Origin of the sequence: Streptomyces sp. NPDC089915 (assembly GCF_040684675.1) — a bacterium.
Taxonomy (GTDB): Bacteria; Actinomycetota; Actinomycetes; order Streptomycetales; family Streptomycetaceae; genus Streptomyces.
The window spans coordinates 1-22,576 of the sequence record NZ_JBFBGN010000039.1 but is presented as its reverse complement, the minus strand read 5'-3'; the positions used below and the strand labels follow the sequence as shown (position 1 = coordinate 22,576).

23 protein-coding genes are annotated in these 22,576 nt (G+C 73.0%); 9 read left to right on the top strand and 14 right to left on the bottom strand.

Annotation, left to right across the window (positions count from 1 at the left end; genetic code table 11):
- Positions 1-40 precede the first annotated feature (40 nt).
- On the bottom strand, positions 41-703 hold the full coding sequence (locus AB0O29_RS14800) for an Lrp/AsnC family transcriptional regulator (RefSeq protein ID WP_365151583.1): 663 nt from the start codon (positions 701-703) through the stop codon (positions 41-43).
- A gap of 121 nt (positions 704-824) precedes the next feature.
- On the opposite strand from AB0O29_RS14800, the gene pdhA reads away from it, so the two are divergent.
- The 3 genes from pdhA to AB0O29_RS14785 are packed head-to-tail and all read left to right on the top strand — an operon-like array spanning position 825 to position 4,275.
- Positions 825-1,958 (top strand): pyruvate dehydrogenase (acetyl-transferring) E1 component subunit alpha, encoded by a 1,134-nt coding sequence (pdhA, locus tag AB0O29_RS14795; RefSeq protein ID WP_365151530.1) that lies wholly within the window; start codon positions 825-827, stop codon positions 1,956-1,958.
- Positions 1,958-2,956, top strand: coding sequence for an alpha-ketoacid dehydrogenase subunit beta (locus AB0O29_RS14790; protein ID WP_365151527.1), 999 nt, complete (start codon positions 1,958-1,960; stop codon positions 2,954-2,956). The genes pdhA and AB0O29_RS14790 overlap by 1 nt, the downstream gene beginning before the upstream one ends.
- Positions 2,956-4,275: a dihydrolipoamide acetyltransferase family protein gene (locus AB0O29_RS14785; protein ID WP_365151524.1), complete on the top strand. Its 1,320-nt coding sequence runs from the start codon at positions 2,956-2,958 to the stop codon at positions 4,273-4,275. The genes AB0O29_RS14790 and AB0O29_RS14785 overlap by 1 nt, the downstream gene beginning before the upstream one ends.
- 65 nt (positions 4,276-4,340) lie before the next feature.
- Here AB0O29_RS14785 and AB0O29_RS14780 read toward each other — a convergent pair whose 3' ends face one another.
- The 4 genes from AB0O29_RS14780 to AB0O29_RS14765 are packed head-to-tail and all read right to left on the bottom strand — an operon-like array spanning position 4,341 to position 8,611.
- The gene (locus AB0O29_RS14780) at positions 4,341-5,318 is read right to left on the bottom strand and encodes an NAD(P)H-quinone oxidoreductase (protein WP_365151521.1); all 978 of its coding nucleotides are present in this window, start codon (positions 5,316-5,318) and stop codon (positions 4,341-4,343) included.
- A gap of 22 nt (positions 5,319-5,340) precedes the next feature.
- Positions 5,341-6,441, bottom strand: coding sequence for a potassium channel family protein (locus AB0O29_RS14775; RefSeq protein WP_365151518.1), 1,101 nt, complete (start codon positions 6,439-6,441; stop codon positions 5,341-5,343).
- The gene (locus tag AB0O29_RS14770) at positions 6,429-7,697 is read right to left on the bottom strand and encodes a molybdopterin molybdotransferase MoeA (RefSeq protein ID WP_365151581.1); all 1,269 of its coding nucleotides are present in this window, start codon (positions 7,695-7,697) and stop codon (positions 6,429-6,431) included. Before AB0O29_RS14770 ends, AB0O29_RS14775 begins: the two co-directional genes overlap by 13 nt.
- 23 nt (positions 7,698-7,720) lie before the next feature.
- Complete coding sequence (locus AB0O29_RS14765) at positions 7,721-8,611, bottom strand: NTP transferase domain-containing protein (protein ID WP_365151515.1); 891 nt, start codon at positions 8,609-8,611, stop codon at positions 7,721-7,723.
- Positions 8,612-8,683: 72 nt separating this feature from the next.
- Between AB0O29_RS14765 and AB0O29_RS14760 the strand changes: the two genes are divergently transcribed.
- Positions 8,684-9,421 (top strand): VOC family protein, encoded by a 738-nt coding sequence (locus tag AB0O29_RS14760; protein ID WP_365151579.1) that lies wholly within the window; start codon positions 8,684-8,686, stop codon positions 9,419-9,421.
- Here the strand turns inward: AB0O29_RS14760 and AB0O29_RS14755 are convergent.
- Entirely contained in the window at positions 9,418-9,786 is a 369-nt protein-coding gene (locus AB0O29_RS14755; RefSeq protein WP_365151512.1) for an ATP-binding protein, read from the bottom strand. The two genes, AB0O29_RS14760 and AB0O29_RS14755, sit on opposite strands and share 4 nt — an antisense overlap.
- 140 nt (positions 9,787-9,926) lie before the next feature.
- On the opposite strand from AB0O29_RS14755, the gene AB0O29_RS14750 reads away from it, so the two are divergent.
- Together AB0O29_RS14750 and AB0O29_RS14745 are read left to right on the top strand one after the other, a co-directional pair.
- Positions 9,927-10,751 (top strand): helix-turn-helix transcriptional regulator, encoded by an 825-nt coding sequence (locus AB0O29_RS14750; protein ID WP_365151509.1) that lies wholly within the window; start codon positions 9,927-9,929, stop codon positions 10,749-10,751.
- Entirely contained in the window at positions 10,748-10,927 is a 180-nt protein-coding gene (locus AB0O29_RS14745; protein WP_365151506.1) for a DUF397 domain-containing protein, read from the top strand. Before AB0O29_RS14750 ends, AB0O29_RS14745 begins: the two co-directional genes overlap by 4 nt.
- On the opposite strand, the gene AB0O29_RS14740 is transcribed toward AB0O29_RS14745, so the two are convergent.
- The 8 genes from AB0O29_RS14740 to AB0O29_RS14705 form a co-directional block, all read right to left on the bottom strand.
- Positions 10,917-11,189: a DUF1876 domain-containing protein gene (locus tag AB0O29_RS14740; RefSeq protein ID WP_365151503.1), complete on the bottom strand. Its 273-nt coding sequence runs from the start codon at positions 11,187-11,189 to the stop codon at positions 10,917-10,919. The two genes, AB0O29_RS14745 and AB0O29_RS14740, sit on opposite strands and share 11 nt — an antisense overlap.
- A gap of 57 nt (positions 11,190-11,246) precedes the next feature.
- A complete protein-coding gene (locus AB0O29_RS14735) occupies positions 11,247-11,741 on the bottom strand; it encodes a carboxymuconolactone decarboxylase family protein (RefSeq protein WP_365151500.1) in 495 nt (164 codons plus the stop codon).
- Between the two features lie 149 nt (positions 11,742-11,890).
- On the bottom strand, positions 11,891-12,892 hold the full coding sequence (gene hemB / locus AB0O29_RS14730) for a porphobilinogen synthase (protein WP_365151497.1): 1,002 nt from the start codon (positions 12,890-12,892) through the stop codon (positions 11,891-11,893).
- A gap of 173 nt (positions 12,893-13,065) precedes the next feature.
- A complete protein-coding gene (locus AB0O29_RS14725; protein ID WP_365151494.1) occupies positions 13,066-14,736 on the bottom strand; it encodes a uroporphyrinogen-III synthase in 1,671 nt (556 codons plus the stop codon).
- The gene (gene hemC, locus AB0O29_RS14720) at positions 14,733-15,701 is read right to left on the bottom strand and encodes a hydroxymethylbilane synthase (RefSeq protein ID WP_365151491.1); all 969 of its coding nucleotides are present in this window, start codon (positions 15,699-15,701) and stop codon (positions 14,733-14,735) included. Before hemC ends, AB0O29_RS14725 begins: the two co-directional genes overlap by 4 nt.
- Positions 15,698-17,425, bottom strand: a complete 1,728-nt coding sequence (locus AB0O29_RS14715; protein WP_365151488.1) for a glutamyl-tRNA reductase — start codon at positions 17,423-17,425, stop codon at positions 15,698-15,700. The genes hemC and AB0O29_RS14715 overlap by 4 nt, the downstream gene beginning before the upstream one ends.
- Entirely contained in the window at positions 17,422-18,243 is an 822-nt protein-coding gene (locus AB0O29_RS14710; RefSeq protein ID WP_365151485.1) for a redox-sensing transcriptional repressor Rex, read from the bottom strand. Before AB0O29_RS14710 ends, AB0O29_RS14715 begins: the two co-directional genes overlap by 4 nt.
- 273 nt (positions 18,244-18,516) lie before the next feature.
- The gene (locus AB0O29_RS14705) at positions 18,517-18,795 is read right to left on the bottom strand and encodes a glutaredoxin family protein (protein ID WP_365151482.1); all 279 of its coding nucleotides are present in this window, start codon (positions 18,793-18,795) and stop codon (positions 18,517-18,519) included.
- 99 nt (positions 18,796-18,894) lie between these two features.
- Here AB0O29_RS14705 and AB0O29_RS14700 point away from each other — a divergent pair, with 99 nt between their 5' ends.
- The 3 genes from AB0O29_RS14700 to AB0O29_RS14690 all read left to right on the top strand — a co-directional run bounded on the left by AB0O29_RS14700 (position 18,895) and on the right by AB0O29_RS14690 (position 22,518).
- On the top strand, positions 18,895-19,905 hold the full coding sequence (locus tag AB0O29_RS14700; RefSeq protein WP_365151479.1) for an HAD-IB family hydrolase: 1,011 nt from the start codon (positions 18,895-18,897) through the stop codon (positions 19,903-19,905).
- Positions 19,906-20,245: 340 nt separating this feature from the next.
- Positions 20,246-21,055: an ECF subfamily RNA polymerase sigma factor, BldN family gene (locus AB0O29_RS14695; RefSeq protein WP_365151476.1), complete on the top strand. Its 810-nt coding sequence runs from the start codon at positions 20,246-20,248 to the stop codon at positions 21,053-21,055.
- Between the two features lie 245 nt (positions 21,056-21,300).
- The gene (locus AB0O29_RS14690) at positions 21,301-22,518 is read left to right on the top strand and encodes a DUF5667 domain-containing protein (protein WP_365151473.1); all 1,218 of its coding nucleotides are present in this window, start codon (positions 21,301-21,303) and stop codon (positions 22,516-22,518) included.
- The last annotated feature ends 58 nt before the right edge of the window (positions 22,519-22,576 follow it).

The following is a 22,576-nucleotide window of genomic DNA, read 5'->3' as shown; positions in this document are numbered from 1 at the left end:
GCGGGAAGCGGGGGGCCGGATTCCGGCCCCCCTTCTCCGTTCAGTCCTCCGTGAGCGCCGGGCCGCCGCCGGCGCCCGGGTCCAGCAGGTCCGTCTCCTCGAACACCAGCAGGGTGCGGGTGGAGAGCACCTCCGGGATGGACTGGAGGCGGGTGAGCACCAGCTCCCGCAGGGTGCGGTTGTCCGCCGTGTGGACCAGCAGGAGGACGTCGAAATCCCCGCTGACGAGGGCGATGTGCGCGGCCCCCGGCAGCTCGCGCAGCTTCTCCCGCACGGTCCGCCACGAGTTCTGGACGATCTTCAGGGTGATATAGGCGGAGGCCCCCTGACCTGCCCGTTCGTGGTTCACCCGGGCCGTGAACCCGCGGATCACCCCGTCGTCGATCAGCCGGTTGATCCGCGCGTACGCGTTCGCGCGCGAGACGTGCACCTGCTCGGCCACCGACCGTATCGACGCGCGGCCGTCCGCCTGGAGCAGCCGCATGATCGACCGGTCGATCGGGTCGAGGGGGCGCGGCGGCACGGGCGGCGCCTGCGGGGCGGGAACCGGCTGCGCGGGCGGGGCCGGCGGTGCCGCGGGGGCTGCCGGGGCACCTCCCGCCGAAGCCGGTACGGAGCCCGTTCCGGCCATTTGTTCATCCGGCATTGCCCACTGCCTCCCTCTCCTGGACGTCCTGCACCCATCCCAGGGCCCCGTCGCCAGTTTGTCCACAGCCTGAAGCCGCCTGTAGCCAAATTGCGCCGACGACCGAACAATCGGTAGGTGAGGCACCCCACAACCGGGGCCTCCCCTGCCCGCTTCCCACGAGGAGGTGTACGCCGCCATGACGGTCCAAGAGCTGCCCGGTGCCGGTGCGTCCCACCGTGTCACCCCGCCGCCCGCCTGGAGGCCCCGTACGGAGGCCGCTCCGCTGCTTCCGGACCCCGAGCCCCACCGGGTCCTGGGCACCGCGGCCGCCGAGCACCTCGACCCCGCGCTGATGCGCCGCTACTACGCGGAGCTGGTCCGGGGCCGCCGCTACAACGCCCAGGCCACCGCGCTGACCCGGCAGGGCCGTCTCGCCGTGTACCCCTCCACCGTCGGGCAGGAGGCCGCCGAGATCGCGGCCGCGCTGGTCCTGGAGGAGCAGGACTGGCTCTTCCCCAGCTACCGCGACACCCTCGCGGCCGTGGCGCGCGGGCTGGACCCCGTGGAGGCGCTCACCCTGCTGCGCGGCGACTGGCACACCGGCTACGACCCGCGCGAGCACCGCATAGCCCCCCTGTGCACCCCGCTCGCCACCCAGCTCCCGCACGCGGTCGGCGTGGCGCACGCCGCGCGGCTGCGCGGGGACGAGGTCGTCGCGCTCGCCATGGTCGGCGACGGCGGCACCAGCGAGGGCGACTTCCACGAGGCGCTGAACTTCGCCGCCGTCTGGCAGGCCCCGGTGGTCTTCCTGGTCCAGAACAACGGCTTCGCCATCTCCGTCCCGCTCGCCAAGCAGACGGCCGCACCCACCCTGGCCCACAAGGCCGTGGGCTACGGCATGCCCGGCCGGCTGGTCGACGGCAACGACGTCGCCGCGCTGCACGAGGTCCTCACCGAGGCCGTGCAGCGGGCCCGCTCCGGCGGCGGCCCGACCCTGATCGAGGCCGTCACCTACCGGATGGAGGCCCACACGAACGCCGACGACGCGACCCGCTACCGGAGCGACTCCGAGGTCGAGGCCTGGAAGGCGCACGACCCGGTGGAGCTGCTGGAGCGCGAGCTGACCGCGCGCGGCTGGCTCGACGAGTCCGGCGTCCGGGAGGCGCGCGACGCGGCCGAGGCGATGGCGGCGGACCTGCGCGAGCGGATGAACGCCGAACCCGTGACCGACCCGATGGACCTCTTCGCGCACGTCTACGCGGAGCAGACCGGCCGGCTGCGCGAACAGGCCGCCATGCTGCGCGCCGAGCTGGAAGCGGAGGGGGAGTGATGACGACCGTTGCCGCGAAGCCCGCGACGATGGCGCAGGCCCTGACCCGGGCCATGCGCGACGCGATGGCCGAGGACCCCACGGTCCACGTGATGGGAGAGGACGTCGGCGCGCTCGGCGGGGTCTTCCGGATCACCGACGGGCTCGCCAAGGAGTTCGGCGAGGACCGGGTCACGGACACCCCGCTCGCGGAGGCCGGCATCCTCGGCACCGCGGTCGGCATGGCCATGTACGGGCTGCGGCCGGTCGTGGAGATGCAGTTCGACGCGTTCGCCTACCCGGCGTTCGAGCAGCTCATCTCGCACGTGGCGAAGATGCGCAACCGCACCCGGGGCAAGATGCCGCTGCCGATCACCATCCGCGTGCCGTACGGCGGCGGGATCGGCGGCGTCGAGCACCACTGCGACTCCTCCGAGGCCTACTACACGGCCACCCCCGGGCTCACCGTCGTGACCCCGGCGACCGTCGAGGACGCGTACGGGCTGCTGCGCGAGTCGATCGCCAGCGACGACCCGGTGGTCTTCCTGGAGCCGAAGCGGCTCTACTGGTCCAAGTCGCAGTGGTCGCCGGAGGCACCCGCGGCCGTCCCGGGCATCGGGAAGGCCCTGGTCCGCCGGGCCGGCACGAGCGCCACCCTGATCACGTACGGCCCCTCGCTGCCGGTCTGCCTGGAGGCCGCCGAGGCGGCCCGCGAGGAGGGCTGGGACCTGGAGGTCGTCGACCTGCGCTCCCTCGTCCCCTTCGACGAGGAGACCGTCGTCGCGGCGGTCCGCCGGACCGGGCGCGCGGTCGTGGTCCACGAGGCCGGAGGCTTCGGCGGGCCGGGCGCGGAGATCGCCGCCCGGGTGATGGAGCGCTGCTTCCACCACCTGGAGGCGCCGGTGCTGCGCGTCACGGGCTTCGACATCCCGTACCCGCCGCCGATGCTGGAGAAGCACCACCTGCCCGGTGTGGAGCGGATCCTGGACGCGGTGGCCCGCCTGCAGTGGGAGAACTGATGCCGCAGGTGATGGAGTTCAAGCTGCCCGACCTCGGCGAGGGGCTGACCGAGGCCGAGATCGTGCGGTGGCTGGTGGCGGTGGGCGACGTGGTCGCCATCGACCAGCCGGTCGTCGAGGTCGAGACGGCCAAGGCCATGGTGGAGGTGCCCTGCCCGTACGGCGGTGTGGTCACCGCCCGGTTCGGCGAGGAGGGCGAGGAACTGCCGGTCGGCGCCCCGCTGATCACCGTGGCGGTGGGCGCGGAGTCGGTGCCCGCCGGGGCGGACGCCGAAGGCCCCGCCGACGCGCCCCGGCCGCTGATCGGGTACGGCTCGGACCACTCGCGCCCGGCGCGTCGGCGACGGGTGCGACCCGTCACCGCCGCGGTGTCGGCGCCCGCCGCGGCCCCGGCCGCGGCTCCGGCCCCGGTCCCGGCGGCTCCCGTGGCCGCGGCTGCTCCCGCCGGGCCGGTGCCCGTCATCTCGCCGCTGGTGCGCAAGCTGGCCCGGGACAACGGGGTCGACCTGCGGGCACTGCGCGGCTCCGGGCCGGAGGGCCTGATCCTGCGGGCCGACGTGGAAGCCGCGCTCCGGGCCCCCGAGCCCGTGGCCGCCCCCGCGGCGGTGGCCGCCCCCGCGGTGGCCACTCAGGGCGAGCGCATCCCCCTCAAGGGGCTGCGCGGCGCCGTGGCGGAGAAGCTCTCGCGCAGCCGGCGGGAGATCCCCGAGGCCACCTGCTGGGTGGACGCCGACGCCACCGAGCTGATGGCGGCCCGGGCCGCGATGAACGCCGTGGACGGCCCGAAGATCTCGGTACTCGCGCTGCTGGCCCGGATCTGCACGGCCGCGCTGGCGCGCTACCCGGAGCTCAACTCCACGGTGGACCTCGCGGCGAACGAGATCGTCCGGCTCCCCGCCGTCCACCTGGGCTTCGCCGCGCAGACCGAGCGCGGGCTGATGGTCCCGGTCGTCAGGGACGCCCAGACGCGCAGCCCGGAGTCCCTGTCGGCGGAGTTCGCCCGGCTGACGGAACTGGCCCGGGCGGGGAGGCTGGCCCCGTCGGACCTGACGGGCGGGACGTTCACGCTGAACAACTACGGGGTGTTCGGGGTGGACGGCTCCACGCCGATCATCAACCACCCGGAGGCGGCGATGCTCGGGGTGGGCCGGATCATCCCGAAGCCGTGGGTGTACCGGGGCGAGCTGGCGGTGCGCCAGGTCGTGCAGCTGTCCCTGACGTTCGACCACCGGGTGTGCGACGGGGGCGCGGCGGGCGGGTTCCTGCGCTACGTGGCCGACTGCGTGGAGAACCCGGCGGTGCTGCTGCGCGGCCTGTAGGGGCCGCGCCCCGCCCTTCCGCCGCTTCCCCGGGCGAGTCCCCGGGGAGCGGCGGAACGCGCGCGTCAGAACGTCAGGAGCAGCTTGCCCACATGGGCGCTGGACTCCAGGACCCGGTGGGCCTCGGCCGCCTCCTCGACGGGGTACGCGGCGTGGACCACCGGCCGGACCCGGCCCGAGCCGATCAGGGGCCACACGTGCTCCCGTACGGCCGCGATGATGGCCGCCTTCTCCTCCAGCGGGCGCGCCCGCAGCGAGGTCGCCGTGATCGCGCCGCGCTTCGCCAGCAGCATCCGCAGGTCCAGCTCCGCCTTCACGCCGCCCTGGAAGCCGATGACCGCCAGCCGGCCGTTCATGGCCAGCGCCTCCAGGTTCCGCGCGAGGTACTTCGCGCCCATGATGTCCAGGATCACATCGGCCCCGGCCCCGTCGGTCGCGGCCTTCAGCTCCTCCACGAAGTCCTGCTCGCGGTAGTCGATGAGGACGTCCGCGCCCAGCTCCGCGCAGCGTTCCAGCTTCTCCTTGCCGCCCGCCGTCACCGCCACCCGCGCGCCCACGGCCTTGCCCAGCTGGACCGCCATGGTGCCGATGCCGCTCGAACCGCCGTGCACCAGGAGGGTCTCGCCCGGCCGCAGCCCCGCGACCATGAACACGTTGGACCACACCGTCGCGACGACCTCCGGCAGCGCGGCCGCCGCCACCAGGTCCACGCCCTGCGGGACCGGCAGCAGCTGGCCCGCCGGGACGGCGACCTTCTGCGCGTACCCGCCGCCCGACAGCAGCGCGCACACCTCGTCGCCCACGGCCCAGCCGGAAACCCCCGGCCCCAGCGCGGCGATCCGTCCGGAGCACTCCAGGCCGGGATGGGGCGAGGCGCCCGGCGGCGGATCGTAGAAGCCCTGCCGCTGCAGGACGTCGGCGCGGTTCACGGCGCTCGCCGCGACCTCGACGAGCACCTCGCCCTCGCCCGCCACCGGATCGGGTACTTCGGCCCAGACGAGGGCCTCGGGGCCGCCCGGCTGTTCGATGGTGATCGCATGCATGGCCCGGAATCTACCGCGCCCGCTACTCCGCCGGGCCGAGCGTGACCTGAGGGGTCGTCGGAGGGCCCGCACGCACGATGGTGATCAGCCGGTCCGTCAGCTGGAGGGGGCTGGCGTGGGGGTCGTCATAGGGGAGCAGCCGGTGCCCGCGCACCACGCTGACCACCAGGTCGTCGGTCTCCCGCACCCCCCGCCCGACCTCGGCCCGGTTCACGGGGCGTTCGATCAGGTCCAGGCCGCTGCCCTGCTGGATCAGGTCCTCCATCACCGCGCCCGCCCGGGGGCTGAGCACCGACAGCCCCAGCAGCCGTCCGGCCGCGCTCGCGCTCGTGATGACGGCGTCCGCGCCGGACTGCTTCAGCAGCGGCGCGTTCTCCTCCTCGCGGACCGCCGTCACGATCTTCGCGCCCCGGTTGAGCTGCCGGGCCGTCAGCGTGACCAGGACCGCGGTGTCGTCCCGCTGGGTGGCGATGATGATCTGACGGGCCTTCTGGAGCTCCGCGCGCAGCAGCACGTCCGAACGGGTGGCATCGCCGACGACCCCCGTGAACCCCTCCGCGTTGGCCATGTCGATGACCTTGGCGCTCGGGTCGACGATGACGACCTGCTCCTTCTGGAGGCCGGTCGCCAGGAGCGTCTGGAGCGCCGAGCGGCCCTTGGTGCCGAAGCCGACGACGACCGTGTGCTCGCGCAAGTTCTTCCTCCAGCGGTTCAACCGCCACTCTTCCCTGGTGCGTTCGGTCAGGACCTCCAGGGTGGTCCCGACCAGGATGATCAGGAACAGCACGCGCAGCGGGGTGATCAGCAGGACGTTCACCAGCCGCGCGCTGTCGCTGTACGGGACGATGTCGCCGTAGCCCGTCGTCGACAGGGTGACCGTCGCGTAGTAGACGCAGTCGAGGAAGTCGACCTTGTCGTTGGCGTTGTCGTGGTAGCCCTCCCGGTCGAGCCACACGATCAGGACGGTCAGGCACAGCACGAACAGCGCCATCAGCAGCCGCCGCGTGACCTGGCGCAGCGGCCTTTCCACCACCCGCTTGGGGAGCTTGATCCGCCGCGCGACGAGCCTCTCGTCGGCGCCGCGCGCCATCGCGTCCTGGCCGTGGAGTTTCACGTGAAACATCCCCCCGCGGCCCACGGCAGGTCGAGGACCTCCAGCTCCTGCCCGGAGCGCGCGCCGTGCGGCGGTACGACGGCCAGCGCGTCGGCGGCGGCCACCCCGCGGAGCATCGCCGGGCCGTTGTAGCGCAGCGGTACGGCGTGCTCGTCGGTCAGCAGGACCGGCACCAGCCGGGTGTCGTGCGGGTGCCCCGGCACGTCGCCCTGGACCGGCACGGCGTAGCGGGGCCGCTGGCGGCGGCCGGCGAGGGCCCGCAGCAGCGGCTCGGCCAGGGTCAGCAGCCCGGACACGGCGGCGAGGGGGTTGCCGGGCAGGCCGACGACGTGGCGGCCGTCGGTCCGGTCGCCGATCCGGGCCAGCAGCATCGGGTGCCCGGGGCGTACGGCGACCCCGTCCACGAGGAGTTCGGCGCCGGCCCGTTCCAGGACCGGGTGGACGTGGTCGACGGGGCCTGAGGCGGTGCCGCCGGTGGTGACGACCACGTCGGCGGTGGACTCGGTCACCGCCCGGAAGAGGGCCTCGGCCCCGGCCGGGTCGTCGCCGAGCCGGCGGGTGGAGAGCACCTCGGCGCCGATCCGGGTGAGCCAGGGGCCCAGCATGGGGCTCAGGGCGTCGCGGATCAGCCCGTCGTGCGGCCGGCCCTCGGTGAGCAGTTCGTCGCCGAGGACGAGGATCTCCACGCGCGGCCGGGGCCGGGTGGCGAGCTCGTCGTACCCGGCGGCCGCGGCCAGCCCGAGCACGGCGGGGGTGACGAGGGAGCCCGCCGGGAGCAGCGGGTCGCCGGAGCGGCACTCCTGGCCGCGCGGGCGGATGTCCTGGCCGGTGCTCACGGTGCGGGTGGCGTACAGCTGGCCGCCGGCCTCGCGGGCGTGCTCGCTGCGGATCACGGCGGTGGTGTCCGCGGGGATCCGGGCGCCGGTGGCGATCCGGACGGCCTCGCCGTCGCCGAGGGGTGCGGAGGCGCCCTCGCCGGTGCCGCCGGCGAGGATCCCGTCGCCGGGGCGGACGCTCCAGGGCCCGGGTCCGGCGACGGCCCAGCCGTCCATGGCCGAGGTGTCGAAGGACGGCAGGTCGCCGAGGGCGTCCAGGGAGGCGGTCAGCACCTCGCCGAGCGCGTCCGCGAGGGGCACGCGGTGGCCTCGCGCCCGGACGGTCGTACCGGCCAGGGCGGCGGTCTCCCGGGCCCGCTGCCAGGCGGTGGCGCGGTGGGTCCCGTCCGCGGGGGTCGTACGGCTGACGAGGGCGAGGGCCTCGTCCAAGGCGCCGTCGGCGTCGGTCCGGGTCACGGCGAGCCGTTCCCCTCGGGGCCGGCGGGCCCGGGGTCGAGGGACTCGGCCTCCGCCGCCCAGCGCAGGGCCAGGTCGGCGGCCTTCCGGGAGGCCTCGGCGACGGCCTGCGCGGGGTCGGCTCCGGCCGCCTCGGCGCGGGCGGCCGCGTAGCCGACGAGGAAGGTCGTCAGCGGTGCGGCGGGCCGGGCGACACCGTGGGCGGCGTCACGGGCGAGGTCGAGCAGGGTCTTCACGTCGACGTCGAGGTCGATGCCGAGCTCGTTCTTGGCGGCGTTGATCCATTGATCCAGCACGGTCCCATGCTCTCTGATGCGGGCGCGCGCCGTCGCCAGGTCCTCCCAGGTGTCGCAGTCGAAGGAGGCGAGTGGCGCAGCGGGGGTGATCCTGGACAGCTCCAGCTCGGCGGTGAGCGCGCGGAGGGGGAGGCCGTGGAGGGTGCCGTGCTCGGTCGCGAGCAGGGCGATCTCGCGGCGCAGGGGCTCGGCGCGGTATGCGGCGACGAGGGGCTGGTCGCGGCCCTCGGGGTCCCTGACCAGGGCCCCGTCGCCCGGGCCGGCGGCGGCCTCGGCGAGGAGGGCGTGGACGGTGTCCCGGTCGAGGAAGGGGAGGTCGGCGGAGAGTACGAGGACCAGCCCGGCGGTCGTGCGCCGCAGCCCGGCGTCCAGCGCGGCCACGGGGCCGCCGCCGGGAGGGGTCTCCAGGGTCCACTCGACGGGGCGGGCGGTGGTCCTGCGGGTGCCGACGACCACGGTTTCGCCGGCGTCCGGGCAGGCCGCCAGGACGCGGTCGAGGAGGGTGCGGGTGCCGACCGGGAGGGTGGGCTTGTCGGCCCCGCCTAGGCGCCGGGCGGCGCCGCCGGCGAGGACGATGGCGTCGTAGCTCATGCCCTTGAGTATGCGGGGGGCTTGTGCGGGGCGCCGTCCTACAAGCCCGGCACCCCCTGCTGGATCGACCTGATGGCCCCCGACCAGCAGGCCGCCCTCGACTTCTACCGCGACCTCTTCGGCTGGCAGGGCGAAGTCGGCCCCGCCGAGACCGGCGGCTACTCCGTCTGCACCCTCAAGGGCAGGCCCGTCGCCGGGATCATGCGGGCCACAGAGCCGGGCATGCCCACCGTGTGGACCACCTACCTCGCCACCGACAGCGTCGACGCCACCCTCAAGGCCGCCACCCACGCCGGCGCGACCGTCATGATGGGCGCCCAGGACGTCATGGACCTCGGCCGCATGGCCGTCGTCCAGGACCCCACCGGCGCCGTCTTCGGCCTCTGGGAGCCCGGCACCTTCCACGGCGCCGGCATCGTCAACGAGCACGGCGCCCTCATCTGGAACGAGCTGACCACCCCCGACACCCACAAGGCCGCCGCGTTCTACGGCGCCATCCTCCCCATCAGCCCCGAGCCCACCACCCTCGAAGGCGCCGAGGGCTACACGGAGTTCAAGGTCGGCGGGCGCGGGGTCGCCGGGATGATGGACATGTCCAACCTGCCGCCCGGCGTGCCCCCGCACTGGATGCCGTACTTCAAGGTGGACGACGTGGACGAGATCCAGGCCGCCGCCGTCCGCGCGGGCGCCACCGTCCTGGCTCCCGCCTTCGACATGCCGGCCGGGCGCATGGCCGTCCTCGCCGACCCGCAGGGCGGCGGGTTCTCCGTCATCAAGGAGAACGCGGCCGCCGCGCCGTCCCCCGCCTAGCAGTCGCCCGACCGGAACTCGGCCCACACCACCTTCCCGGGCGACCGGGGCAGCACCCCCCACAGGTCGGAGACCGCCCCCACGATCCGCAGCCCGGTCCCGGGCGGCCGCCCCATGATCCGCGACCGCCCGGGCCCGCTGTCGTGCACCTCGACGCGGAGGCAGCACCCGAAGTTCAGCAGCCGCACCCGGTAGGAACGGCCGCGCGGCACCCCGTACCGCAGGGCGTTGGTCGCCAGCTCGCTGACGCACAGCACGACGTCGTCCCGCCGGCCCGGGAGCTCCCAGTTCGCGAGCGTCTCGCGCGTGAAGTCCCGCGCGGAGGCGACGGTTTGGAAGGCCCGGGGGAACAACCGCTCGCGCATGAGCCCGGGTTGAGTATTTAGATTCACGGGACGATGGTCGCGCGGCGTGACTAGGCTGCTACAGAGAGCCGACCCGTACTCTGCGATGAGTACGGGCGCCCCAGGGATAGTCCACGCCCGGAGACGGGGAGTTCATCGCCATGCCACCGAAGAAGCGCCCCAGGCCCAACGCGACGACGATGAAGATGGTCGGCAAGCTGGTGGCCGCGGCCAGGCTCGCCAAGAACCTGACCCAGAAACAGCTCGCTGAGCTGATCAAGGTGGACTCAGAGACAATCGGCTCCATCGAACAGGGCCGCCGCACCCTCATGCCGCACGTCGCCGAGCTGATGGACCTGCACCTGGGCCTTCCCGGCATGCTGACCGTGGCTGCTCTAGGGATGCCCGAAAGGGACCCGAGCCCCCCGTGGTCCGACGAGTACATGGAACTTGAGAAAAGCGCGATCGCGATGAGCCGTTACGACTCCATCGTGCTTCCGGGGCTGGTGCAGACCGAGGCATACATGCGGGCCCTTTTCGGCTGCAACATCCCGGCCCACCTGCCGGAGGAAATTGAGAGCCTGACCGTCAAGCGACTTGCCAGGACGGAGATCTTGCACCGTAAGCAGCCGCCGAGCCTCACCTTCGTCATCTCGGAGGCTGCACTCCGGGACCGCATCGGCGGCAATGCCGTCTACACCGATCAGGTGCGCCATCTGCTGGCCTGCATGGAGATTCCGCAGGTCACCCTGCAAGTACTGCCGCTGGGCCTGACGTACCACCCGGGAACGTCCGGCTCGTTCAGCATGCTGGAAACCCCGGAACACGAACACATCGGTTACTTCGAAGGCCAGCGCGGCAGCAAGCTGATCACCGACCCCGACGACGTCAGCATTCTGACCCAGAGGTATGCCATGCTGCGTACTCAGGCCCTCAACCCCCAAGACACACAAGACTTGTTGAGGGTGCTGCTAGGAGAGCTATGAGCGCCGCACTGAAGTGGTTCAAGTCCAGTTACAGCAGCAGCGAAGGCGACGCGTGCGTCGAGGTCGCCACCACCCCCACCACCATCCACATCCGGGACAGCAAGGTCGAGGACGGTCCCGTCCTCGACCTCGCCCCCGCCAGTTGGGCGGCACTCACCGGGTGGGTCAGCGAGTGATCGGGTACGACGTGCGCCCGGACGCGTCGTCGATCTCGTTGTGCGCCTTGCTGAGCAACTGCTCCTTCATGTCGTTGAGCGCACGGGCCGCCGCGATCTCCTCGCCCACCCGGGCCTGATTACCGTCACTGGGGTGGCGGCTGGCATACCCGTGCCCGCGGATCTCGCTCCCGTCAGGCAGTCGGACCAGGGCCGCCGCGCGGGTGCGCTTGGGATCCTCCTGGAACTCCATCTCCACATGCCATCCGACGGCATCCTTCATGGCGATCACCTCCGTGGCCGCTGAATTCCAGCGTGCACCCGGCGGAGCCTCCCCGCATCAGGTCCACTGCTTGGAGGCGGCCTGGCCCGGGAGCGGCTTGCCGATCAGGGCGAGCGGGATGAAGAAGTTGACCTGGCTGATCGCGAGGACGAGGGTCGTCAGGGCCTTCTCGTCGTAGTGCTCCGCGGCCTCCGCGAACACCGCGTCCGACACCCGCTCCCGGCCGGCGGCCGGGGCCGTCAGGACCGCCTCGACCAGGGCCAGTGCCGCCCGCTCGGCCGGGGTGAAGTACAGGGCGTCCGCCCAGGAGGAGACGGCGGTGATGCGCGCCTCGGTCTCGCCGGCGGCGCGCAGGGCCTCGGTGTGCATCGCCGTCAGGTAGGTGTTGGCGACGATCTGGCCCGCCCGCAGGTGCACCAGCGAGATCGTGGACTGCGGGACCGTGCCGTTGCCGATCACCTTGTACATCATCCCGGTCAGCGCCCCGAGGTCGGGCAGCGTCTTCACCGGGTTGGACATGCGGGAGCGGGGGGTCTCGTGGATCTCGGTCATGATCGGCCTCTTCTCGGGTCGGCGCGTCAGCGTGTGGTTCTCACTGCACTGACCCGTCCCGCGAGGCGGATGTGACAGCCCGGGCGAAAAAAATCCGGGCGGAGCGGGGGGCGGCCGCCGGAGCGAGATCCCCCCGCCACCACCGGAGGTCACCGCTCGTTGCGCAGCCAGCCCGCGACCTCGGTCGCCCAGTACGTCAGGATCGTGTCCGCGCCCGCCCGCTTGATGCCGAGCAGGGTCTCCAGGATGGCGCGGTCGCGCTCGATCCAGCCCTTCTCCGCGGCCGCCTCGATCATCGCGTACTCGCCGCTGATCTGGTACGCGGCCACCGGCACGTCCACGGCCTCGGCGACCCGGTGCAGGATGTCCAGGTAGGGGCCGGCGGGCTTGACCATGACCATGTCGGCGCCCTCCTCCAGGTCCAGCGCCAGCTCGCGCAGGGACTCGCGGGCGTTCGCCGGGTCCTGCTGGTAGGTCTTGCGGTCGCCCTGGAGGGAGGAGGCGACGGCCTCGCGGAAGGGGCCGTAGAAGGCGGAGGAGTACTTGGCCGTGTAGGCCAGGACCGCCACGTCCTCGTGGCCCGTCTCGTCGAGCGCGTCGCGGATCACGCCGACCTGGCCGTCCATCATGCCGCTCGGGCCCACCACGTGGACGCCCGCGTCGGCCTGGACCTGGGCCATCTCCGCGTACCGCTCCAGCGTCGCGTCGTTGTCGACGCGGCCGTTCTCGTCCAGGACCCCGCAGTGGCCGTGGTCGGTGTACTCGTCCAGGCACAGGTCCGACATGATCACCAGGTCGTCGCCGACCTCCGACTTCACGTCGCGGATCGCCAGCTGCAGGATGCCGTCCGGCTCGGTGCCCGCCGTGCCCAGCGCGTCCTTGTTCTCGTCCGCCGGGACCCCGAAGAGCATGATCCCCGAGACGCCCGCCTCGACCGCCTCCACGGCCGCCTTCCGCAGCGTGTCCCGGGTGTGCTGGACCACGCCCGGCATCGCCGAGATCGCCAGCGGCTCGCTGATGCCCTCCCGGACGAACGCCGGCAGGATCAGATCCGAGGGGTGCAGCCGGTACTCGGCGACCATCCGCCGCATCGCCGGGGTGGTGCGCAGCCGGCGGGGCCGGGAGCCGGGGAAGGATCCGTACGCGCTCATCTTCTAGTCGCCTCTTCGAGCATCGACAGCAGTCGCCCCCAGCCTAGGCCGTCGCTCCCCCGCCCCCGCGCCCAGCACCCGGGGCCGGCCGCCCCGGACACGCCGAAGGGGCCCGGGCGCTCTGCGCACCCGGGCCCCTTCCGCCACTAACCCCGCTAACGCGGCCGGCCCGCTCACGTCGTACGACGGCGCCGCGCGCCGGGACGGCGCTCGCTCGGCCGGGCCACGGCCTCGCCGGCCTCCTTGGCCGCCTCGCGCCGGGCCTCCCCGTACGCGGCCAGCGCCTCCGCCAGCTTGCCCACGCTCGGCTCCGGCGACAGCACGTCCACGCGCAGGCCGTGCTCCTCCGCCGTCTTGGCCGTCGCCGGCCCGATACAGGCGATGACGGTCACGTTGTGCGGCTTGCCGGCGATGCCGACCAGGTTGCGCACCGTCGAGGACGACGTGAAGAGAACGGCGTCGAAGCCGCCGCCCTTGATCGCCTCACGGGTGTCCGCCGGCGGCGGCGAGGCGCGCACGGTCCGGTAGGCCGTGACGTCGTCGACCTCCCAGCCCAGCTCGATCAGCCCGGCCACCAGCGTCTCGGTGGCGATGTCGGCGCGCGGCAGGAAGACGCGGTCGATCGGGTCGAAGACCGGGTCGTACGGCGGCCAGTCCTCCAGCAGACCGGCGGCCGACTGCTCACCGCTGGGCACCAGGTCCGGCTTCACGCCGAACTCGACCAGCGCGGCCGCGGTCTGCTCGCCGACCGCGGCGACCTTGATGCCCGCGAAGGCGCGCGCGTCGAGCCCGTACTCCTCGAACTTCTCCCGCACCGCCTTGACGGCGTTCACCGAGGTGAAGGCGATCCACTCGTAGCGGCCGGTGACCAGGCCCTTGACCGCCCGCTCCATCTGCTGCGGGGTGCGCGGCGGCTCCACGGCGATGGTCGGCACCTCGTGCGGCACGGCGCCGTAGGAACGCAGCTGGTCGGAGAGCGAAGCGGCCTGCTCCTTGGTGCGCGGTACGAGCACCCGCCAGCCGAACAGCGGCTTCGACTCGAACCAGGCCAGCTCCTCGCGGCGCGCGGCGGCGCCCTGCTCGCCGACCACGGCTATGACCGGCCGGGAGCCCTCGGGGGAGGGGAGCACCTTGCCCTGCTTGAACACCTGGGCGATCGTGCCCAGGGTCGCGGTCCAGGTCCGCTGCCGGGTCGTCGTACCGCCGACGGTCACCGTCAGCGGGGTCTCCGGCTTGCGGCCCGCCGACACCAGCTCGGCGGCCGCGGCGGCGACGGTCTCCAGCGTGGCGGAGACGACCACGACGCTGCCCTCGCTGGCGCCGACCTCGGCCCAGCAGCGCGGCGACGCGTGCCGGGCGTCCACGAAGCGCACGTCCGCGCCCTTGTCCCCGCGCAGCGGCACACCCGCGTACGCGGGCACGCCGACGGCGGTCGCGACACCGGGGACGACCTCGAAGGGGATCCCCTCGTTCGCGCAGGCCAGCATCTCGGCGGCGGCGTTCCCGTCCAGCCCCGGGTCGCCGGTGACGGCACGGACGACCCGCCTGCCGGAGCGCGCGGCCTCCATGACAAGATTGGCCGCGTCGCGGATCACCGGGACCCCGGCGGCGGCTGACTTCTCGTCAGCGACCGTCAGCTGCGGCGTGTCGACGCCCGCGCGCGCGTGGGTCCGTACGACGTCGAGCACCTCGGGCTCGGCGACCAGTACGTCCGCGGCGCCGAGCGCCTCGACGGCGCGCAGCGTCAGCAGACCCGGGTCGCCGGGGCCGGCACCCAGGAAGGTGACCAGCCCTTGGACCGCGACGGCCGGGAAGGCGGAGGTGGTGGGGCTTGAGGGGTTCAAAGGGATCGCTCCCCCATCAGACCGGCCGCGCCCTTGGCCAGCATCTCGTCCGCGAGTTCGCGGCCGAGCGCCATGGCCTCGTCGTACGACTGGGGCACGGGACCGGTGGTGGACAGCTGCACCAGCGTGGAACCGTCGAGGGTTCCCACGACACCACGCAGGCGCATTTCATTGACAATCTGGCCGTCGGCGAGCAGGTCGGCGAGCGCGCCCACGGGAGCGCTGCAGCCCGCCTCCAGCGCGGCGAGCAGGGCACGCTCCGCGGTGACCGCGGCGCGCGTGTGCGCGTCGTCGAGCTGCCCGAGCGCGGCGATGAGCTCCGCGTCGGACGCCAGGCACTCCACGGCCAGGGCTCCCTGGCCGGGCGCGGGCAGCACGTTGTCGACCGACAGCAGGTCGGTCGCCTCGTCACCGCGCCCGATCCGGTTCAGCCCGGCGGCGGCCAGCACGACCGCGTCGAGCTCACCGTCGCGCACGAACTGGATCCGGGTGTCGACGTTGCCGCGGATGGCGACGCACTCGATCGACTTGCCCAGGCCCTTGGCGTACGCGTTCAGCTGCGCCATGCGCCGGGGCGAGCCGGTACCGACCCGGGCCCCGTCCGGCAGCTGCTCGAAGGTCAGCCCGTCGCGCGCCACGAGGGCGTCGCGCGGGTCCTGGCGCACCGGCATGGCCGCGATGACCAGCTCGTCGGGCTGCGCGGTCGGCAGGTCCTTCAGCGAGTGCACGGCGAAGTCGACCTCGCCGCGCACGAGCGCGTCGCGCAGGGCGGTGACGAACACGCCGGTGCCGCCGATCTGCGCGAGGTTCTCGCGGGACACGTCGCCGTACGTCGTGATCTCCACGAGCTCCACGGGCCGGCCGGTGACCGCCCGGACCGCCTCGGCGACGTGCCCGGACTGGGACATGGCCAGCTTGCTGCGCCGCGTGCCAAGCCTGAGGGGCTGGTCGGGACGTGAGTTCATGATGCCCGTCCTGGGTCGTCGTTCTTCGGATCGGCCGCGTCCGCCCGGCTGACGGATGCCACCGTCTGAGGGTCGAGGTCGAAGAGTTCACGCAGCGCCTCGGCGTACCCGGCGCCGCCGGGCTCGCTCGCGAGCTGCTTCACGCGCACGGTCGGCGCGTGGAGGAGCTTGTCGACGACGCGGCGCACGGTCTGGGTGACCTCCGCGCGCTGCCGTTCGTCGAGGTCGGGTACCCGCCCGTCGAGCCGCGCCACCTCCATGGCGACGACCTCGGCGGCCATCGCCCGCAGGGCGACGACGGTGGGGGTGATGTGCGCGGCCCGCTGCGCCGCCCCGAAGGCCGCGACCTCTTCGGCCACGATCCCCTTCACGGCGTCGACGTCGGCCGCCATGGGCGCGTCCGCGCTGGCCTCGGCCAGGCTCTCGATGTCGACGAGCCGCACGCCCGGGATCCGGTGCGCGGCGGCGTCGATGTCCCGGGGCATGGCCAGGTCCAGCAGCGCGAGCCGCACGGGCGCCCCGTCACCCTGGCTCCGGTTCCCCCGCCGCGGCTGCTGCCGCTGCGCGGCGGCCTCGCCCTGATCGGCCCAGGCCCCGTGCAGCTCCAGCGACCCGGCGTCCACCCCGGCGAGCGCGGACCGCCCGTCCCCGACGGGACAGGCCTCCTCGGCGAGCGCGGCGGGCGCGATGGTCCGAGCGGCCCCGGCATCGGCGAGCCGCCGCTGCCCACCTTCGGCGGCGACGACGAGCCGCGCCAGAACGTCGACATCGGCCAAATCCAGCCCCGCCGGCGCGTGAGGCGCGGGGGTCTGGGGGCGGAGCCCCCAGGGGGTCCGGGGCGCAGCCCCGGTTTCGGGAAGGGGCGGGGTGGGGGAAAGCCCCGCAGGGCCCCCCGACACCGCGGCGGCCACGTCATCCCCGGTCAGCACCAGCCCGGTGGCCCCGGTACAGGACACCACCACGTCGGCGAGCACCAGCTCATCGGCCACGGCGGACATCGGCACGGCCCGCGCGGCGACACCGGTGCCCGAGGCAACCAGAATCTCCGCGAGACGCTCCGCCCGCTCCGCGGTGCGGTTCGCCACGACGATCTCCGCGACCCCCACCCGCGCGAGCGTGGCGGCGGCCAGCGAGGACATCGACCCGGCGCCGATCACCAGCGCCCGCTTGCCGGCGGCCCAGTCCGCGACCGGCTCCCGCACGGCCAGCTGCTCCAGGCCGAAGGTCACCAGCGACTGCCCGGCCCGGTCGATCCCGGTCTCCGAGTGCGCCCGCTTGCCGACCCGCAGCGCCTGCTGGAAGAGGTCGTTGATCAGCCGCCCGGCGGTGTGCAGCTCCTGCCCCAGCGCCAGCGCGTCCTTGATCTGCCCGAGGATCTGGCCCTCGCCCACGACCATCGAGTCCAGCCCGCACGCCACCGAGAACAGGTGGTGCACCGCCCGGTCCTCGTAGTGCACGTACAGGTAGGGGGTGAGCTCCTCCAGCGCGACCCCGCTGTGCTGGGCCAGCAGCGTGGACAGCTCGGCGACACCGGCGTGGAACTTGTCCACGTCGGCGTACAGCTCGATCCGGTTGCAGGTGGCCAGCACCGTCGCCTCGGCCGCCGGCTCGGCGGCCAGGGTGTCGTGCAGCAGCTTGACCTTGGCGTCGGCGGACAGCGAGGCCCGCTCCAGCACGCTCACCGGCGCGCTGCGGTGGCTCAGGCCAACGACGAGCAGACTCATGCCGGCATCACCGCCGGGACGTCGCCCTCGGGCCCGTTCTTGCGCGCGGCGGCCGCGCCCCGTCCGGCCGGCGGCTCGACGGCGGCGGCCGGAGCCGCACCGGTGCCACCGGCGCCGGCGGCGGGAGCGGGGGCCTCCGCGGCAGCGCCCGTGTCCTCGCCGGCCTTGCGCTGCTCGTGGAACGCGAGGATCTGCAGTTCGATCGACAGGTCGACCTTGCGCACGTCGACGCCCTCCGGCACCTGGAGCACGGTGGGCGCGAAGTTCAGGATGGAGGTCACACCGGCGGCGATCAGCCGCTCGCTGACCTGCTGCGCGGCGCCCGCCGGGGTCGCGATGACCCCGATGGAGACGCCGTTCTCCTCGATGATCTTCTCCAGCTCATCGGTGTGCTGCACGGGCATGCCGGCCACCGGCTTCCCGGCCATGGCCGGGTCGGCGTCGATCAGCGCGGCCACGCGGAACCCGCGCGACGCGAAACCGCCGTAGTTGGCCAGGGCGGCGCCGAGGTTGCCGATGCCGACGATGACGACGGGCCAGTCCTGGGTCAGCCCGAGCTCGCGGGAGATCTGGTAGACGAGGTACTCGACGTCGTAGCCCACGCCACGGGTGCCGTAGGAGCCGAGGTAGGAGAAGTCCTTGCGCAGCTTCGCGGAGTTCACTCCGGCGGCGGCCGCGAGCTCCTCGGAGGACACCGTGGGTACCGAGCGCTCGGAGAGCGCGGTGAGTGCGCGCAGGTACAGCGGAAGCCGGGCGACAGTGGCCTCGGGAATACCTCGGCTGCGGGTCGCCGGTCGGTGAGTTCGGCCAGTTGCCACGATGCTCCTGCGGGATGAGCGGGGCTGTAGGCGGCCTCTTGTCCCAGGACCGCCCCGTCGGAAGCAGGCTATGTCTTTGTGAACGCGTGCACAAAGATTGTGTCCGCTTTGTCCGAGCAAAGTGACCGGGGTCACGCAGGCCGGGCGCACGGGGCCGGAACCGGGAACGGGCCGAACCCGTTCAAATCCCGAGGGGGGCAAAGCGGTACACACTCCTCATCGATACGCCCCCGAGTCCCCATAAATCGCCCATGATGGTAACGGCCCGGAGGGTCAGGCTCCCAATGCCTTCCGGAGGCGCTCGGAGTTCACCCTCCAGAAGGTGTGCTGTTCACCGTCCACGAGCACTACCGGAATCTGCTCCCAGTGCCTGCGGTAGAGCTCCTCGTCCTGCGAGATGTCCTTCTTCTCCCACCGCGCCCCGGTCTCGGCGCACACCTTCTCGATCACTTCCTGGGCGTCGTCGCAGAGATGACACCCCGGCTTCCCGATGAGCGTCACCATCCGCTCCTCGGGACGCTTCTTTTCCTTACGGCGCAGCAAAGGGCTCATGCCGCCATTGTCCCGCGCCGCGACGGTCCGCCCGAAGAGTTAACCGCCCCGTTTCCCGGCGGTTCGGGAACTCCCGAACACAATGGCTATGCTCGCGTCATGGCCGCTCTGGGATGGCTCACCCCCCGTAGACGCTCCGCGACAGCACGCAGCGTGCTGGCAGGCGAGGCCTCGGCCGAGGCCGCCCGCAAGACCGCGCTGTCCGAAGCCCCGCCGCAGGAGGCCCCGGCGGAGCCGCCGGCCCCCGGGAGAGCAAGCGGAACCGGAACGGAAACGGCCGCCGAGCCCGCGTCCGACGCGCCGGAGACCGAGCCCGAGCCCGAGTTCCCGGTCCCCGGCGACGACCTCGCCGCCGCCTTCTTCGACCTCGACAACACCGTCATGCAGGGCGCCGCGATCTTCCACTTCGGCCGCGGCCTCTACAAGCGCGAGTTCTTCCGCCGCCGCGAACTGGCCCGCTTCGCCTGGCAGCAGGCCTGGTTCCGGCTCGCCGGGGTCGAGGACCCCGACCACATGCAGGACGCCCGCGACAGCGCCCTGTCCATCGTCAAGGGCCACAAGGTCTCCGAACTGATGTCGATCGGCGAGGAGATCTACGACGAGTACATGGCCGAGCGGATCTGGCCGGGCACCCGCGCCCTCGCCCAGGCCCACCTCGACGCCGGCCAGAAGGTCTGGCTCGTCACCGCCGCCCCCGTCGAGACCGCCACGATCATCGCCCGCCGCCTCGGCCTGACCGGCGCCCTGGGCACCGTCGCCGAGTCCGTGGACGGCGTCTACACCGGCCGCCTGGTCGGCGAGCCGCTGCACGGCCCCGCCAAGGCGGAGGCGGTGCGCGCGCTGGCCGCCGCCGAGGACCTGGACCTCGCGCACTGCGCGGCGTACAGCGATTCGCACAACGACATCCCGATGCTGTCACTGGTCGGACATCCGTACGCGATCAATCCCGACACAAAACTGCGCAAGCATGCCCGCGAGCACGACTGGCGGCTGCGCGACTATCGGACCGGACGCAAGGCCGTGAAGGTCGGCGTCCCGGCCGCCGCCGGAGTCGGCGCGATCGCGGGCGGCGCGGCCGCCGCGATCGCCCTCCACCGCCGCCGCAAGTAGCAACGCCGGGCCCCGCCCCGCACAGGGGCGGGGACGTGGTCATTCGCTCCCCTCTACCCGCGCCGTCGGCGCGGCACTCCGGCCTGCCCGACTCGGTCGCGGGGAACCCCGGAAGCGTCCATTCCGCGCACCCAAGTGATCAATAACCGATCACCATCCCGCACTGAATATGCCCTCGACACGCAACAGAAGTGTCGGAACCGGTGATTTCAGCAACTGGGTGTAGTGCTGCCTGTACGAAGCGTTATTCTCCTCAAACGCATGCCGCCGCCCGCCTGTCGCCACGACGGGTGAACGGTCCCGCACTGCACGTGATGGAAGCTCTGCCTCTGGGAGTCCCGTGTACCCACCTGTCGGGGTTGACGCCTCGGGCCTGGCTACGCTGCGCGCAACGGTCCTCGACCACCTGCGCGGCTTCGTCCCCACCGCGTACGCCGTCCCCGCCTTCGCCGCCGTCCCTGCCGGCCTCGGCCCGGCCGGTCCCTGCTACGCCCTGACCGACGGCGGGGCGACGGTGGGCAGACGCGGTCGCACCAGCGCGGGGTCCGCCGCCGGCGCCGGAACGAGCGCGCCCGCCGCCCGCCGCCCCACGGCGGACAGCGACCAGGCCCGCATGATGGACCTGGTCGAACGCGCCCAGGCCGGCGAGGCGGAGGCCTTCGGCCGCCTCTACGACCAGTACAGCGACACGGTGTACCGCTACATCTACTACCGCGTCGGCGGCAAGGCGACCGCGGAGGACCTCACCAGTGAGACCTTCCTGCGCGCGCTGCGCCGCATCTCCACCTTCACCTGGCAGGGGCGCGACTTCGGCGCCTGGCTGGTGACCATCGCGCGGAACCTGGTGGCGGACCACTTCAAGTCCAGCCGCTTCCGCCTGGAGGTCACCACCGGCGAGATGCTCGACGCCAACGAGGTGGAGCGCAGCCCCGAGGACTCCGTCCTGGAGTCCCTGTCCAACGCGGCCCTGCTCGAAGCCGTGCGCAAGCTCAACCCGCAGCAGCAGGAGTGCGTGACCCTCCGCTTCCTCCAGGGCCTCTCGGTCGCCGAGACGGCCCGGGTCATGGGGAAGAACGAGGGCGCGATCAAAACGCTCCAGTACCGGGCGGTCCGCACCCTGGCCCGCCTGCTGCCGGACGACGCCCGCTGACACGGCGCACGACGGTCCGCGAAAAAACACGACAACCTCACACCCGGTGACCCCTCGATGACGCTGTGGTCCGATCATCCTTCGTCCGTAACCCAAGTGCCGCGCCGCTCGTTGTGCGGAATGCAGGCTCCCTGTGGACACGCCCTGCCCGAAGCCGCTCACCCGAAAGTGTGGATGTGCTCAAGGAAGGCAACCTTCCGGACACCTTGGGGAGTCGATCGTCATGACGAGAGGAGGTGCCGCCAGTGATCGCGAACGTGACTCCGCACCGGCGGGCGAACGCCTTCGCCCAGGCCCTGGAGGAGCGGACCCCGTCCGACCTTTCGGAACCGGAACCGGCGGCCGAGCAGTCCGAGGCACCTGCCGAATCTGCCGACCACGACCGGCTGTTGGCCCTGGCGAGCGTGCTCGGCGAAAGAATGCCGCGCCCGGTGCTGGACCCCGAGGTCAAAGTGGTGCAACGAGCACAGCTCGTCGCCGCCATGGAGGCCATGGTGATGGAGGAAAGGGCCGGGGGCGGTGCCGCCGCGGACCCTCAGGTGCCCGAGCAGCGGACCGGCCGCGGCGCCCACCGGGCGACCACGCTCCGGAAATTGCGGCCCCGCTCCCGCTGGTCCAAGGGCATCGCAGCGGGCGGCCTCACCGTGGGTGTGGCCGCAGGGGCCTTCAGCGGAGTGGCCGCTGCCAGCACCGACGCCCTGCCGGGTGACTCCCTCTACCCGGTCAAGCTGGGCATGGAGGACCTCAAGCTGGGCATGGCCGACGAGGACGCGGACCGGGGCGAGCTCTACCTCGACCGCGCCTCCAACCGGCTGTCGGAGGCGCGCAGGCTGATGGAGCGCGGCCGCTCCGGCCCCCTGGACCACGAGGTCCTGGGGCAGATCAGGCGGGCCCTGGCGGGCATGCAGCACGACGCGGCGGAGGGCCACCGGCTCCTCCAGGCGGCCTACGAACGGGACGGCTCCCTCGGCCCGATCCAGACGCTGTCCTCGTTCTCCCGCTCCCACCGCGACGCGTGGGGCCGGCTCCGCTCCAACCTCCCGCCACAGCTCCACGACGTCGGAGACCAGGTGACCTCGGTCTTCCAGGCCATAGACGATGACGTGGAGCCGCTCCAGGGCCTGCTGCCCAAGCCCCCGGAGCAGAGCCGCGGCGGACCGGGCTCCGGCTCCTCCGCCCCCGCCGCACCGGCCCCGGGACAGCACCAGCAGTCCGCCCCCGCGTCCGGAGCCCCGTCGCAGCCGGCGGCCCCCGCCGCGCCCAGCTCCGGCGGCAGCCACGCCCCGGCCCCGGGAACGGGCCTCCTGGGCGGCACCGGCGACCTGCTGCACCCCCCGGCACAGGGCGGCCAGTCCACCCCGGCCACCCCGGCCCCGGGCCTGCCCCAGCCGGACATCACCATCCCGCCCCTCCTCCCGAACCTCCTCCCGGGCTTGGGCATCAAGGCGGAAGACGCCGAATGACATACGAAGAAGGCGAAGAGGTGGCCCACGAACAGGTACGCGATCAGCCGGATGACCA